Source organism: Allomuricauda sp. CAU 1633, assembly GCF_017313225.1.
GTDB lineage: Bacteria > Bacteroidota > Bacteroidia > Flavobacteriales > Flavobacteriaceae > Flagellimonas.
Window position 1 is genome coordinate 383,670 of record NZ_JAFLNE010000002.1, and the last position, 13,796, is coordinate 397,465.

At 38.4% G+C, this 13,796-nt stretch carries 17 protein-coding genes; 2 read left to right on the forward strand and 15 right to left on the reverse strand.

Annotated features, from left to right (window positions below):
* Positions 1-4: 4 nt before the first annotated feature.
* From J0X14_RS06645 to J0X14_RS06695, 11 genes are all read right to left on the reverse strand, one after another.
* Complete coding sequence (locus tag J0X14_RS06645) at positions 5-382, reverse strand: iron chaperone (protein WP_207096985.1); 378 nt, start codon at positions 380-382, stop codon at positions 5-7.
* A 15-nt stretch (positions 383-397) separates the two neighbouring features.
* Positions 398-1,006, reverse strand: coding sequence for a PepSY-associated TM helix domain-containing protein (locus tag J0X14_RS06650; RefSeq protein WP_207096986.1), 609 nt, complete (start codon positions 1,004-1,006; stop codon positions 398-400).
* A 170-nt stretch (positions 1,007-1,176) separates the two neighbouring features.
* On the reverse strand, positions 1,177-1,731 hold the full coding sequence (locus J0X14_RS06655) for a hypothetical protein (RefSeq protein ID WP_207096987.1): 555 nt from the start codon (positions 1,729-1,731) through the stop codon (positions 1,177-1,179).
* A 188-nt stretch (positions 1,732-1,919) separates the two neighbouring features.
* Complete coding sequence (locus J0X14_RS06660) at positions 1,920-2,465, reverse strand: DUF7010 family protein (RefSeq protein ID WP_207096988.1); 546 nt, start codon at positions 2,463-2,465, stop codon at positions 1,920-1,922.
* A gap of 143 nt (positions 2,466-2,608) precedes the next feature.
* Positions 2,609-3,178: a GNAT family N-acetyltransferase gene (locus J0X14_RS06665; protein WP_207096989.1), complete on the reverse strand. Its 570-nt coding sequence runs from the start codon at positions 3,176-3,178 to the stop codon at positions 2,609-2,611.
* Positions 3,179-3,318: 140 nt separating this feature from the next.
* Positions 3,319-3,870 (reverse strand): hypothetical protein, encoded by a 552-nt coding sequence (locus J0X14_RS06670; RefSeq protein WP_207096990.1) that lies wholly within the window; start codon positions 3,868-3,870, stop codon positions 3,319-3,321.
* Between the two features lie 161 nt (positions 3,871-4,031).
* Positions 4,032-4,475, reverse strand: coding sequence for a DUF6326 family protein (locus tag J0X14_RS06675; RefSeq protein ID WP_207096991.1), 444 nt, complete (start codon positions 4,473-4,475; stop codon positions 4,032-4,034).
* 165 nt (positions 4,476-4,640) lie between these two features.
* Entirely contained in the window at positions 4,641-6,773 is a 2,133-nt protein-coding gene (locus tag J0X14_RS06680; RefSeq protein ID WP_207096992.1) for a hypothetical protein, read from the reverse strand.
* A gap of 74 nt (positions 6,774-6,847) precedes the next feature.
* Complete coding sequence (locus J0X14_RS06685; protein ID WP_207096993.1) at positions 6,848-8,116, reverse strand: glycoside hydrolase family 27 protein; 1,269 nt, start codon at positions 8,114-8,116, stop codon at positions 6,848-6,850.
* A 135-nt stretch (positions 8,117-8,251) separates the two neighbouring features.
* Positions 8,252-8,692 carry a hypothetical protein gene (locus tag J0X14_RS06690; RefSeq protein WP_207096994.1) on the reverse strand — a complete coding sequence of 147 codons (441 nt, stop codon included), beginning with the start codon at positions 8,690-8,692 and terminating at the stop codon, positions 8,252-8,254.
* A 159-nt stretch (positions 8,693-8,851) separates the two neighbouring features.
* Entirely contained in the window at positions 8,852-9,712 is an 861-nt protein-coding gene (locus J0X14_RS06695) for an alpha/beta hydrolase (RefSeq protein WP_207096995.1), read from the reverse strand.
* Positions 9,713-9,907: 195 nt separating this feature from the next.
* Here J0X14_RS06695 and J0X14_RS06700 point away from each other — a divergent pair, with 195 nt between their 5' ends.
* The gene (locus J0X14_RS06700; protein ID WP_207096996.1) at positions 9,908-10,840 is read left to right on the forward strand and encodes a peptidylprolyl isomerase; all 933 of its coding nucleotides are present in this window, start codon (positions 9,908-9,910) and stop codon (positions 10,838-10,840) included.
* A gap of 467 nt (positions 10,841-11,307) precedes the next feature.
* Here J0X14_RS06700 and J0X14_RS06705 read toward each other — a convergent pair whose 3' ends face one another.
* Positions 11,308-11,502: a cold-shock protein gene (locus tag J0X14_RS06705; protein WP_036379291.1), complete on the reverse strand. Its 195-nt coding sequence runs from the start codon at positions 11,500-11,502 to the stop codon at positions 11,308-11,310.
* A gap of 88 nt (positions 11,503-11,590) precedes the next feature.
* Complete coding sequence (locus J0X14_RS06710) at positions 11,591-12,229, reverse strand: peroxiredoxin (protein WP_207096997.1); 639 nt, start codon at positions 12,227-12,229, stop codon at positions 11,591-11,593.
* A gap of 165 nt (positions 12,230-12,394) precedes the next feature.
* Here J0X14_RS06710 and J0X14_RS06715 point away from each other — a divergent pair, with 165 nt between their 5' ends.
* Positions 12,395-12,937, forward strand: a complete 543-nt coding sequence (locus tag J0X14_RS06715) for a YfiT family bacillithiol transferase (RefSeq protein WP_207096998.1) — start codon at positions 12,395-12,397, stop codon at positions 12,935-12,937.
* 1 nt (position 12,938) lies between these two features.
* Here the strand turns inward: J0X14_RS06715 and J0X14_RS06720 are convergent, their stop codons facing one another.
* Entirely contained in the window at positions 12,939-13,466 is a 528-nt protein-coding gene (locus J0X14_RS06720) for a GNAT family N-acetyltransferase (RefSeq protein WP_207096999.1), read from the reverse strand.
* Positions 13,463-13,786 carry a cupin domain-containing protein gene (locus tag J0X14_RS06725; RefSeq protein ID WP_207097000.1) on the reverse strand — a complete coding sequence of 108 codons (324 nt, stop codon included), beginning with the start codon at positions 13,784-13,786 and terminating at the stop codon, positions 13,463-13,465. The genes J0X14_RS06720 and J0X14_RS06725 overlap by 4 nt, the downstream gene beginning before the upstream one ends.
* Positions 13,787-13,796: the final 10 nt, after the last annotated feature.

The following is a 13,796-nucleotide window of genomic DNA, read 5'->3' on the forward strand; positions in this document are numbered from 1 at the left end:
GAAATTATAATGTTTTGTTCAACATTTCATTTCTATACTGAATCATTTCAATGATAAGGCTTTTTGGTAGGGGTTGGTCCAACGGAAATTGCACGGAGCCTTTGCCCTGTTTATAAGCGGAGAGCTTGTCTGTAAATTTCTCCATGACCTTTGGGTGGGGATAAAGGCCAACATGTTTTTTATAGCCCGCTATCATGATTTGTTGATCTCTTTTTCCTCCTTCAACTAGGGCATAAGCCGGAATGTTGTAATTGATCATCTCAATAGCCTGTGGAGCGGCACTTAAAATACATTCCCGTAATTCCATCAATGCTTTTTGGGTTGCTTCGGGCTGATGCTCAAAGTATTCCGCAGCTGTGGTGAATTCATAGGAGGTCTTCATAGAGAGACGGATTTGTTACACTACTGTACCAAAAGTACCTTTTTTTGGGATAGCCTTTTGGCTGTTCTTACTTTCTTTTCGCATGCGTTTGGGTCCGTACCAAAGCCAAAACCCAGTAATAGTAAACATCAATAATGAAACTCCCATTACCGAAGTGTAAACCAGCTTTATCGCTCCAGAGGTGCCCAAATATCGGTCAAGGATAGAGCCGTCGTGCACATTTTCAAGAAAGTCCGATCTTCTTTGCCCAATGGAAAGGACATTTCCAGTGGCGCCATCCAATTGGATTTCATAGAAATGGTCAACAAAAACAAACTTCACCGAACCCTTGTCCTTTCGTAGGTCTATTCGATCTAATTCCAAGGATAGGTTTGGGGATACTGACGTATGTAATGTGTTACAGGCAATGGTGTGCAAGCTATCCACGGGGAGCCATTCCTGTAAATTGGATGTGGTTCCTTCTTGGGTTTTGGGTAAGATGTACCCATCGGTGTTCTTTTTCCAACCTAATAATAGTCCGGTCACCGATATAAAAAAGAAAAAAACAAAAAGTAATGCTCCTGTGGTTCTGTGAATCTTTCTAAAAATGCGCAACACTCTCGCCTGCTTCTTTCTTTTCCCCATGTAAATCTCAACTAATCGGTATAAAACAATCTTGTAAAAATCGCTAAAATTACCGAGAAAGGGGAAGTTGGGAAAATAATTGTGAATGCTTTAAGAGTCTGTTTACCTTGACCGAACGAGCGCGTGAATAGATAGATTTAAATATTCAGGGTCGTGGTTAACGCTGGTTTTTAGGAGTACTTTTTTAGTTGTTCATTAATCCACCCATGAAATTCTTTATTGCTGAAATCTGCAATTTCATTTCCCTTTTTCGGCACTTTTACCTGGAATTCTTGTTCGACCCAATTCATGAATTTGGGATTGATTCCCTCATTTTTGTCATTTCCAACGTTCAAATTCCATTCCTCAACAGTTAGATTCATATCGGCAAATCCAATTTCATCATATCCGATGGCCAACAATTTTAAAAACCCAATAAAATTATCGGCAAGAATATATATGGCATCTCCTTCAGAGCCCAAGTGGACTATTTTCTGGTTTCCGGTATCATCTAACCAAAAGGCATAAATATCTCCAGACGCGCCTGCTCCAAAGAGTCCAAATCTATCGGAGACATCATCAAAGCCAAGCCAATATCGCATGGTTTCCCCGTCATCTCCCCTCAATTCAAAACACCCACTTATAGGGTATCCATTTTTTTCGGTCCATTCGCATAATTTCTTTAATTCTTCTGGAATGCGGATGTTTTTTGGTATTCCTTTTTTAATGTTTTCGAAAATATTCATTGGTCTTTTGCTTTGGTATAGAAATGGGAATGGGTGACTTGAATTTCATTTAGAGTGAAGCCATTGAATCATTGGGCATAAGTTAAAAAAGTGCCAGAATTGCCAGAAGGCAGTATAATATTGACTTCATGGGTTGGTTCTTACTTATGATTCCATATATATATATAGCCCATGTTATGGTGTCGCTTTTATTCAGTTTTCTTTCTATTATTTAAGACAATTAATGTAATAATATAAATCAAAACGATTGCAAAAGGAATAGCTGTAAACCTATATTCGGGTAAGAGATACCAAAGAGCTAGAACTACAATTATTCTCGTCAGTGTATGAAAAATTCCAATCCAATGTTTTATGATCCAAGAGAATGGCAGCCACATTAGTCCAGTTAAAATTCCCACAGTCATTGGAAGGGAAGAATAGTCAACGATAAAAAATGGTATTGCAATTGAATAGACAAGAATCGCTTGTCCGGCTGTAAAAAGAAAGAGAGTGTCGAATTCGTTTTTTGGTTTGTTTTTATCTAGAAAATTTTCACCTGTGAATTTTGAGAGAAACAGACCTAGATATACAATACTCCCAGTTCCAATAAAAATTGACCAAACTGCAATAAAGTCCGAGAAAAAGATTCCGATTAATCCAATTAAAGTCCAAATAATCAATCCAGCTAATGGTGTAGCCAGAAATTTTTGATTGATAAATTCAATCCGCTGTTGTTCAAGTGTTCTGTTGTTCATCGGTTAATTCAGTCAGTTTTTATAGATTCTGAAATTGTTTTACAAATTTTAATAGTTCCTCGTGAGCCTTTTTTAACTGAAGAAAGACAAAACACGAAATTTGAACCATGCATTAATTAGTACAGGTTGTTGGCTAGCGTCCTTTATAGTTTATCACTACTTGGTTTTCGTTGTAGATGTTTCATTTTCTTCTCTGCTATAACTTTTCTTCCTACGATTTTAAAACCAAGATTTACGTATAATTTTTCGGCATTTGGGTTATCCTCATCAACCAATAAACCCAGAGTCTGTTGGTTGGAACCATACGTATGAATCACATACTGTAATAATTTTGTGCCTACTCCTTTGCCTTGGCTATTGGGACTTACCCCAAAAGTATCAATATAATATTCCCCTTGTTGCGTTTCATCTTCAGGTGTAAACCCTGAATTGAAATGCTCTCTAATATAGCGTACAACAGGCCTTCTTAACATATCCAGTTCTCCTCCGTTGTAAATGTTGATGGAACCTTCAACTCCATCAGCACTTTCAGCGACCAAACAATTTTGATAGGAATATTGATTGTTTTCTCTTTCAACAAAGTGAAGTAGAAATTCCTTTGCCTTTTTGGCATCTTCTACTCCAATAAATTGATATAGGATATCCTCCATTGCGAGAAATAAGTGTTCTGCAATGATTATGGAATCTTCTTTTTTTGCTTTTCTAATGAGCATTCCTTTTAACCCTGATTAACGGTCTTGTATATGAAAAGTATTACATTCAAAAGTGACACCCTTAACTTGTCGAAGGGTAGGTGAGAACCTTTCAGCCGACATGCAGGCTAGCAATTACTTAAAGCGAATTTTATGCTTAGTTATTCTTCAAATTCAAAATCTATTCTGAAAAGTTCGGGTTGATTTTCTGAATACATGATAGGTACATAATGTCCGACTACGTACCTGTTGTCATAATCAGAAAGTCTTTGAATGATTTTCTGCCCTTTATCAAAATATTGAATGGTTGCATAAACTCTAATGCGATTCCGACCTCTACCACCAAATCTCCGTACCTTTTCTTTTCCTATAATTTTGGCAAGAGTTGGAATTTTTGCCTGTTGTTCATAAAACTTGCCCCTATTTGTTATCATTAGAAAAATTGCACCTAAAGCAAGTAATACCGATGGGAGATAGAATATAAAGCTTTTCGTTTGGTACCATTTGGTTTTGTATGGGCTATCAACAAAAGTCATGAATGCCAAGATAATACCCATCATTACCATTACCCCTCCAATTATATCATTCCATGATTTATATCCATAAGATTTATAAACAAAGAGGTAATATCCGATTCCAATCATAGCCACTTGGGTTAGAACCCAGACTATTTTCCAATTTTTTGAAAGATTTCTTGGATAAAATGACTTCATAATTAAACACAACGGTTTCGTATAACCATGAGTTATCGACTTTAAATTACTCAATTTTTCGGTTTAGGACTGATGTTAGTAATTCCAATCTGCCGTAACTGGCATCACACCCTGTTGTGAAAATTTATAACGAGTAAGCCCAGCTTTTGCACTTCTTCCGACTAATTTTCCTTTCTGGACCATTTACATGCTTGTGATATGATCATTGCAAAGACTAAAATTTCCACGAAGTTGAAAATAACAAAGAAGGTCTGCCATTCCTTGTTAATGCTGGAAACTATAATTAGAATCGAAATACAGGCATATATCAATGCAATAATGATGTTCAACCATTTATTGATTTGTGGTTTTAGAAAAATGGAAAGAAATATCATTAGGGCTGGAATAATTAGAAGTACAGAAAAAATCACCAAAATCCCTGGTGATGTCGGACCCATTGGAGATTGAAGCTTTATCATATGCTCCAACTTTCCAGGGGTCATTAACCGAAAATAGTCTGCATATATGTACAGAAACATCAGCGTAGTCCAAAGAGATGCTAGTTTAATTTTTACGTTGATTCCGTAATCGGTCAATGAATTGGGACTTTCCTTTTTAATACTCATATTTCATGGCTTTATTAATTGGTTTTGAGCGGCAGGGATTTTGATGCACCACCTATGAAACCATCGTTAAACGCATTCCTATTTCAATTCAAACTTTACCTTGCTTTGCTTATGACTGCGTGTTGGTCCAATGGTTTATTTATAGGTCTATATATTTATGTTAAATTAAAATATTTGTTTGACCCCTTTTATTCCAACCTGATAAATTGCTAAGGATTTAGTGGGCTTTACGGTCACTTTTTGTCCATTGCATTTTATAACACCTCCAACCTGAGAATTAGGGACTACGGGCATAATCATCACAAAGTTATTTTCATTTTCACCCGGAACAACCGTAACATACGCACCCTCTAATTTGGTGACCGGAGAAGGTAACTGAAGCTTTTCGATATCAGAAGCAAGAACTGACATGTCCTCACCTATGCTAAAGGCAACATCGTCGTTGGATTTCAATGTTTCACCATTCAGCAGAAGTTGTGGAATTTCATCTATAAAATAGCAAGGAATATGGGCTTGTTTTAATTTTTCTATCACAGCCAAGCATTCTGGGGTTACGATTTTGGCAAAAGGCAACAATACAGCCGAGTATTCTTCATTCCTTATTTTTAATTTCCCATTTTCAACTTTCCCCTCTGCCAAGAGCCAGTCAGAAATGCCATCGGCTTGTATGCCCAATGCGGGCATTATTCCAAGTAATCTGTCGATATGATTTACCATGTGTGTATTATGTGGTTCACGACTTCCTAAAAATGTGGTAATGGGATAAACTATTGCCACATCGGCCAATGGTAGTTTGTACTTTGTTATTTCCCGTACGTTGTTTGTTTTCTTTATGAGTTCCGGTAAAAGTGGCCAAGTTTCGTGATTTGGGAAACCGGGGCCAAAACCACGTGATGCTCCTAAAATACCGGTATATCCATAAACATGCTGAATCCATTCATTGGAAAAGAGGGACATTAAATCATTCCAATAAACGGGAACTTCCGATGTGTAGTTCACCCCCCATCTGTTATAATTGGCCGTTTGATTCTTCGCATACTTTGCTAAGCTGGATGCAAGTAGCATATACGCTATTTGGCCATATTTTCCGGCCAGATCCTGAGTGAAGTAACGTTCAAAGGCACCGTCATCGGTATACCCGCCGTCAACGCCAACAAGCCCCCGCCAATAATCGGCACAACCAGCGTACATATTATCTGGAAGCGTATGCCAGGTATGGTGTACGCCCATTCGAACCGGGCCAAAAAGTTCCTCTGCTTTTTGCCAGAAACGTTGTTGACCACCAAATACGTAATCCATCAACAATTCAAAATAATCGTACCTGACTTGAAATTGGCTGTCATCATCAAACTCAAGCAAGAGTGCAGCGAGATTTTCTTTTAAATCGTAGCCATATTTTTGTTTAAAATCTTTATAGATCCGATCACTGATTGGATATTGGCCAAAACCAAAATAATAGCCAGGCTCATCCCACCAAAAACCATCAAAATGCACTTCTTGCTCTTTATAATCATCAAGTAAATCAAATATGATTTTTTCATGTTCAGGGGAATCAAAAGCATACATGTTTGTGCCAAATCTGGGAAACGCGAGTACATACCAATCTCCCTCGGGCAAATCAGGTTTTCCAAAGACTTCAACATAATACATGCTTCGATTAATAATCGACTTGCTTTGATCGGTAATATCAACAATGGATGATTTATCTACCTTGCCATTTTTTTTACGGTAAGCAATAACCTTATCCATACCAATTGGATTGAGCCACAAACCCGCTTCTGTTAGCATATGCACATCACGCCGTTGGGGATAATTATAGCGTAAGGAAAAGCTGCCTTTCTCCAATTTGGATTCATTCAACAATGGATTCTCAGGTACCCCATCTCTTTCAGGAATTTTTAGGTTAAAGTCGGAATTTACCATTAGCATTTCTGCCCCATACCCCGTTTTCTGTAAAGAATAACTTGATAAAAAACGGGGGTCAAGCCCCCAAATAAATTCTATATTTTGTTTCTGACATTCTTTACTGGCCACTGTAACGGCATCCATCATTTCCTGATGGTACATATGATACCTAGTAGCCCTTGGCATTGCATAAAGTCCCTGAAATCCAGCATCTTTCATGTCGACAATATTTTTCCTAAGGGTATCTGGATTTTCAATGACGTTATCTTGCCATGTCCAAAAAATGGAAGATATGTGCTTGCTGCCAGGATGTGCCACTTCTTGGGAATTACTAGGTAATGTAAAAATCAAGAAAAGGATAAATACAAATAGCCTGATGTTAAATAGTCTCATAATCTTATTATCTAATGCTAGTATAATATATCGAATTGTCTGTTATTGCTAACACAAAATCTTATGGGCGGAACTCATTCTTGATCCTTATATTGGAATACATTAAACGGTAATGCTTCTCCTTTGATTTTTAGAACAACAACTCCGTGAGGTACAACTAGTCTGCTTATTTCACGCTCTGTTGAGTGTTGAAAAGTTTCTTTTGACCATAAATCCGTCATGGTGTAAGACTTGGATGCGTCCAATCCCACGGACTTAAGGCTAAACGTAATTGTATCAGTATTATCCGACCTGTTTAACATGGCAACTGCTACTTCCCCACTCATTGTTGAGATTAAAGGTTTTGCCCATACCTCTAGATCTCCATAATCAATTAGCCTTCTTGCTTGATATACAAATGAACTCTGATTAAGTGATATTATTTCTTCATTACTTATAATGTCCATTGTTTCTTTGCTCATGTTTGTTAAATCATTACCAAGTAATAATGGAGAGTGCATCATGCACCACATTGTAAAATGAGTTTTATCTTCTTCGTAGCTCATTCCTCTGCCCACCTGCAACATGTCCATATCATTATAATGTCCTTTGGAGCAATACATCCATAAGTCGGCATTCAAATCGATTATTTTTAAAATAGATTCAAAATTATTACCAATATCCCCTGAAATTCTCCAGGAATCGGCTATTTGAGTTACCCATTTCCCTGGAAATTTCCATCTGCAGACGTTATATTTTGCACTAGGTTTTATTGCTTTTATCATTTTTCCAACTTCTGTATAACGCAGCTCTTCATCTAGACCCAACCATTCGCCACCGCACCAATCTATTTTAATAAAATCATAGTTCCATTCGTTTAAAAACAAAGTCAAATCTTTCCGATCGTGACCATACAAGCCCATGCCTGCTCCAATAGTATCTTTATCCCAGTATGAAGCACACGTGTTGATTCCCGCATCCGAGTATATGCCGGCTTTTAATCCTTTGGAGTGAATGTAATCAGAAAGGGATTCCATGCCTTTTGGAAACCGTTCCTTATGAGACAATATTCTACCAGTGCTATCTCGACCACCAAAGAATCCATCGTCAATATTTATAAAAGAGTACCCTGCCTTTACTAACCCAGTAGATATCATAGCATCAGCTTGAGCTTTTATAACCTCCTCATTGATGTTTACTCTATAATTATTCCAACTTGCCCAGCCCATCATTGGACTAAGTTGAGGGTTGTTTACAGTTTCGTTTTCAATATTTTGTGGAGGATCGATTTTTTTGGGATTTCTAGTTTCTGTGTTACAGGATATCAGTAACACCAACAATATGATTGTAATCAGGTAATTCATTTTCCTATTTTGTTTTTGTCCATATTTTACCCAAAACGGTCTCATATAATTGTCAGTTACGGGTATTAAGTCAATGATTTTTGGTTAAGAACTGGCGTAAGCAAATTGCGGTTATACATTGTTGGCAACAGTTATTCATTTTTTCACACCTTTCATTCCGCCATATTTATCAAAAATCCGTTCTAATTGTTCAATTGAATTTTTAAAATATGACTGGTCACTATTGAACTCAAATTCCAATTTATTATCTATTGCTAAATTCTCTTGATAGTTTCCCCAAATTAAAATTTTTCCAAAATCATATTTAACCGTTAATTCTAGATTTTTTTCATAAGAGTCAAATTCCGCAACTCCATTCATTTCCGATTGACAGGTATTTAGTTTTTCATAAAATTTGAACAGCTCGCCTGTCGAAGTATAAAAACTACTTTTTAATGAATAAGAGCCAACTCTAATTTCAATTCCGACAGTACATTCATAACCACCTTTGAAACAAGTTTTATTCGGAAAGTCAAAAGTTTCTTCAATTCTAACAGTAATAATTCCGTTTTCTCCTTTTAGTTCAAATTTTTCCATTATTCATAAAGAGTCGTTTCCGATAATTGTTGCCAACGGTCTCGGCTATGAGTAGTTGCGTGGGTTAGCACTTAACTTTACAAGCCTGCCTGCCGGTAGGCAGGTACACACCAAACTGAAAATCCGCGAGGATTTTCATAAGTAGGTGAGAACAAGCCATTACTTATTGCCATTATTGTGTGCAGTTTTATTTTTAGTTAAGTGTTCAATAATCCCTTTTTCTACCTCTTGGTAGTTTGTTTGAATTAGCCAATGACCTCCCTCTAATTCTAGAAAGGTATAATCTCCTTTAATGTACTTGTAATTATTTTCAGTTGCTACTTTGCCTACGGCTAAATCATTTTTACCCCAAATAAATAGTGTAGGTTTAGTAATATCTCCAATTGGTTGTTTTTTCCCTTGCCCAAGATTTGCCCTATAATAATTTAGGGAGGCAGTTAAGGTTCCTTTTCTTCTAAAGACAGTGAGATAGTCATTTAATTCTGCGTCCGAACTGTTTTTCCACAATCTTCTAAATTTTTTAAAATCATTTTTCCGCAATACAATTTCAGGAATAATGGGAAATAAGAACCAGCCTATGTAACGACTTTTCTTTTTTTGTTGTTTATCCGTTTTAATTGCTTTCCAAAATGCTCTTGGGTGAGGTACTGATAAAGCAGTCCAGCTAATTATTCTTTCAGGGTTTTGATAGACAACATTCCATCCAATTCCAGCACCCCAATCATGGCCTATTAGATGAAACTTATTTTTATTAATTACATCGGCAATATTTAAAATATCAAGTACTAATTTTTGAGTTTTATAGTTTTTCACTCCTTTTGGACAAGCATTTTTGCTATAACCTCTCATGTTTGGTGCGACACAATAAAACCCAATAGAAGATAGCTTTTCCATTAAATCAATCCACATATAAGATGTTTCCGGAAATCCATGAAGAAGGATTATTAGTTCGTTTTCTTTGTTGCCGGAAATTCTACAGTCAAATTCAAAGTCTCCAGTATTTATTTTTCTTATTTGCATGATTTAAGGTAATTGCGCCTAACGGTTCGTATAACCGTCAGTTACGGGTTTAAAGTACTGTTTTTTGACATAAATTGGTTGGCCGACTAAAATGTTGGTCTTGTTCTAGGGCTTTCACCCTTGCCTATAAACCCCTATCTTTGCAGCCTTAAAAAACGGATGTCGAACAATCGATTCATCCCATAATCTAAAAAGATGCAAGACGGAATCTACGCTAAATTCAATACCACCAAAGGTGAGATATTGGTAAAACTTACCCACGATAAAACACCTGGTACGGTGGGGAACTTTGTGGCCCTCGCCGAAGGCAACATGGAAAATACTGCAAAACCTCAGGGCAAACCGTATTATGATGGCCTCAAGTTCCATAGGGTCATAGCCGATTTTATGGTTCAGGGAGGGTGTCCCCAAGGAACGGGAACAGGAGACCCCGGTTATAAGTTTGACGATGAGTTCCACCCAGACCTTACCCATGAGGGACCTGGAGTGCTTTCCATGGCCAATGCGGGACCTGGCACCAATGGAAGCCAGTTTTTTATCACCCATGTGGCCACACCGTGGTTGGACAATAAGCATACGGTTTTCGGACATGTGGAACACGGTCAGGAAGTGGTGGATGCCATTGCCCAAGGCGATGCCATTGAAAGTTTGGAGATTGTTCGCGTTGGCGATGAAGCTGAAAAATGGAATGCCATTGAAGCGTTCAGAACTTTTGAAGGCGCCCGTGAAAGACGAATCGCAGAAGCCAAGGCCCAGGCTGAGGCTGAAATGGAAGAACTAGCTGCCGGTTTTGAAAAGACCAACAGTGGGCTACGCTACAAAATCATACAAAAAGGAAATGGAGCCAAGGCCGAAAAAGGAAAAACGGTTTCTGTGCACTATGAGGGTTGCTTGTCCAACGGGCAGGTTTTTGACTCTTCCTATAAAAGAAACCAACCCATTGATTTTACCATTGGTGTGGGCCAGGTGATTCCAGGATGGGACGAAGGCATTGGATTATTGCAGGTAGGCGACAAGGCTCGCTTAGTGATACCATCGCATTTGGCCTATGGAAGTGCAGGTGCTGGAGGGGTAATTCCACCAAACGCCACCCTTATTTTTGATGTGGAACTGATGGATGTGAAATAGAATCAGTACTATTAAATAAAGAAAAGCTTCCAGAAATGGGAGCTTTTTTATTTAGTGCGATTCACACTTATCAAAAGAAGACAAAGGTTAAGAGCAAGCAAAAAGAATAAAATGCTAATAAAAGTATTCATTGGGTATTGGTCTTTTTATGGATAACAATTCAACGCTTAAAAACCCTACCTATTGCCCCAATTAGCATCTGATGGGTTTCAATTTTTCTCCAAAAAGCTCTTTTTGGAACCGTTAACACTTAAAACGAGCAATAATACATTAATGACCAGAAGAAGAAGAAGGACTCCAAAGAATGTGTTCATGCCAATGTTTGTTTACTGGTTATGGGGAACAGTTGTCTAGAGAGTAGATATGAAAATAGGAAGAGGTTGCGTTGCCTTTAGGAAAAATTTTAAACAAAAAAACCCGGGCAATGCCCGGGCCTGATCTGATCTATAAAAAAGTATACTGTTACCTTAATCTATAACTTGTACGTTTACGGCGTTCAATCCTTTTTTACCTTGCTGTAGTTCAAATTCTACAGCATCACCTTCCCTAATTTCATCGATTAAACCTGAAACGTGTACAAAGTGATCTGTTTGTGAACCTTCTTCAGTAATAAAGCCGTAGCCTTTAGAATCGTTGAAGAATTTTACTGTTCCTTTACTCATAATAAAAATTAAAAAAATTAAATAAAGCGCGAAGGTACATTTAATTTATTGGGAATTAGGGTTTTTGCACTTTTTTCTCAAAAAATAATTATGCCGTGGGGTCTGGGGTCAAACGTAAATACGGTTTTACCTCCTCAACACCTTTGGTAAAAATTTTCTTGGCCTCATCTGTGGGTATGGCGGGACTTACCACAACTTTTTCCCCATGCTTCCAATTGGCCGGTGTGGCCACTTTGTGGTTGGCCGTCAATTGCAGCGAGTCTACAACACGCAAAAGCTCATAAAAATTACGTCCAGTTGAGGCAGGATAGGTCAGAATCAATTTTATCTTCTTGTCCGCACCAACAATAAATACAGAGCGTACCGTAAGGGTATCATCTGCATTGGGGTGAATCATATCATACAAATCGGAAACCTTTCGGTCCTCATCCGCAATAATGGGGAAGTTGACATTGGTAGCTTGGGTCTCGTTGATGTCCTTGATCCACTCTTTGTGCGATTCGGCACCATCCACACTCAATGCCATCATTTTTACATTGCGCTTGGCAAATTCATCCTTGAATTTGGCCGCAGTGCCCAATTCGGTAGTACATACCGGAGTGAAGTCGGCAGGGTGAGAGAAAAGAATACCCCAACCATCACCCAAATAGTCATAGAAATTCAGTGTTCCTTCTGAGGTTACCGCAGTAAAATCCGGAGCGGTATCGCCTAATCTTAGTGTAGCCATATATGTTGTTTTTTAGGATTATAGAATGATTACTCTACAAAGTTAGTAGATAAATCAATCCCATGATTTTAGCACAGTTAAAAGTGTATTAAAATTACTGATGTTTTTTATGAATTCAGAAGAAAGACAAGAACATTTCAACCTGAAGTTCACTACCTTTAAAACATGGAAAAAGAAACTTTGGAACAACTGAAATATCCCATTGGTCATTACCAAATCCCGGAGATCATTACGGACCAACAATTACAGGAATGGATCACTGTTTTGGAAGAATTGCCCCAAAAATTGGAGGTCATGGTAAGCCCACTTTCAGCAAAACAATTGGAAACCCCATACCGACCCGGCGGTTGGACGGTACGGCAATTGGTGCACCATATTGCAGACAGCCACCACCATAGCTATATTAGATTCAAATGGGCATTGACGGAAGAAAACCCATTGATTAAGCCTTATGATGAAAAGGCATGGTCAGAGCTGTTTGATGCCCGGACAGCACCTATCCAAATATCTTTGGATCATCTAAAGGCGGTTCATGCCAAGTTGGTGTATCTGCTAAAAGGATTGTCAAAAGAAGATTTGCAACGTACCTTCACCCATCCAGATGGGAACGAGGTAACGACTTTGGACGTAAATATAGGTCGCTATGCTTGGCACGGAAGTCATCATTTTGCACACATTGCAAATTTGATACAGCGCGAAGGGTGGTAATCTAGAGACGCTTGGTCAAAATCCACATGGCTTTTTCTGATGGTTTGGCACCGGGAAGACTGAGTTCACTCTCCCGTTTGATCACATATCCATTTTTTTGATAAAATTGAATAGGGCCTCCCTTTTGCATGGTATCCAACCAAATTACTTTTTTGTTCAATTTTCGAGCATAATCTTCTATGAGGTGCAGCACCTTTTTCCCAATGCCCATCCCGGCATAAGCTTTTAGAAGATAAATTTTTTGCGCCAATAACGATTCCTTCTCCGATAGATCATCCAAGGCTTGATTTTTGATGAGTTTGACAATACCCACAACGGAATCTCCCATTTTTACTAAATAGTGGATTACATTGGGGTCGGCCAAGTCGCGTTGCATAATCTGTGGAGCAAAGCTGTTGGAGAGGTAGGGTGTGGGATCCTCATTTTCCCAAAGATGCAGATAATGTTCTTGGTAGGATGTTTTTCCTACGGAAACATACGTGTCCAAAGTTGAGGGTTGGACTTTTTCCAGAATGACTTCTCGGCTCATGGATTATTTTCACCTCCCTCCGGCCCATAGAAAAATACCCAAGTGGCAAAATCTTCCGTAAAGTTTTCAAACCGATGCTCCACGCCCGCTGGAACGAACAAAAAATCTCCTTGCGAAAAGGTAGTTCGCTTGCCGCCGTTCAAAAATTCACCACTACCAGAAACAACCACATAGATCTCGTCCCGGGAATGGGGTTGTTGCAAGTCCACTTTTTCCGGCTTGTAGATTTCAACCGCCAACGAACCATGTTTAAAAAGGGTCCGAAATGGTGAATCCACTTCCGAGAGTTTCTCCAATGCTTCTTTTGGACTTATTTTCATAGCCCGAGTA

Coding starts and splice junctions, on each gene's coding strand:
- J0X14_RS06685 (WP_207096993.1), bottom strand. CDS start 8,116: ATGAATTACCTGATTACAATCATATTGTTGGTGTTACTGATATCCTGT.
- J0X14_RS06660 (WP_207096988.1), bottom strand. CDS start 2,465: ATGAACAACAGAACACTTGAACAACAGCGGATTGAATTTATCAATCAA.
- J0X14_RS06690 (WP_207096994.1), bottom strand. CDS start 8,692: ATGGAAAAATTTGAACTAAAAGGAGAAAACGGAATTATTACTGTTAGA.
- J0X14_RS06725 (WP_207097000.1), bottom strand. CDS start 13,786: ATGAAAATAAGTCCAAAAGAAGCATTGGAGAAACTCTCGGAAGTGGAT.
- J0X14_RS06715 (WP_207096998.1), top strand. CDS start 12,395: ATGGAAAAAGAAACTTTGGAACAACTGAAATATCCCATTGGTCATTAC.
- J0X14_RS06650 (WP_207096986.1), bottom strand. CDS start 1,006: ATGGGGAAAAGAAAGAAGCAGGCGAGAGTGTTGCGCATTTTTAGAAAG.
- J0X14_RS06665 (WP_207096989.1), bottom strand. CDS start 3,178: ATGCTCATTAGAAAAGCAAAAAAAGAAGATTCCATAATCATTGCAGAA.
- J0X14_RS06695 (WP_207096995.1), bottom strand. CDS start 9,712: ATGCAAATAAGAAAAATAAATACTGGAGACTTTGAATTTGACTGTAGA.
- J0X14_RS06705 (WP_036379291.1), bottom strand. CDS start 11,502: ATGAGTAAAGGAACAGTAAAATTCTTCAACGATTCTAAAGGCTACGGC.
- J0X14_RS06655 (WP_207096987.1), bottom strand. CDS start 1,731: ATGAATATTTTCGAAAACATTAAAAAAGGAATACCAAAAAACATCCGC.
- J0X14_RS06710 (WP_207096997.1), bottom strand. CDS start 12,229: ATGGCTACACTAAGATTAGGCGATACCGCTCCGGATTTTACTGCGGTA.
- J0X14_RS06720 (WP_207096999.1), bottom strand. CDS start 13,466: ATGAGCCGAGAAGTCATTCTGGAAAAAGTCCAACCCTCAACTTTGGAC.
- J0X14_RS06645 (WP_207096985.1), bottom strand. CDS start 382: ATGAAGACCTCCTATGAATTCACCACAGCTGCGGAATACTTTGAGCAT.
- J0X14_RS06675 (WP_207096991.1), bottom strand. CDS start 4,475: ATGAGTATTAAAAAGGAAAGTCCCAATTCATTGACCGATTACGGAATC.
- J0X14_RS06670 (WP_207096990.1), bottom strand. CDS start 3,870: ATGAAGTCATTTTATCCAAGAAATCTTTCAAAAAATTGGAAAATAGTC.
- J0X14_RS06680 (WP_207096992.1), bottom strand. CDS start 6,773: ATGAGACTATTTAACATCAGGCTATTTGTATTTATCCTTTTCTTGATT.
- J0X14_RS06700 (WP_207096996.1), top strand. CDS start 9,908: ATGCAAGACGGAATCTACGCTAAATTCAATACCACCAAAGGTGAGATA.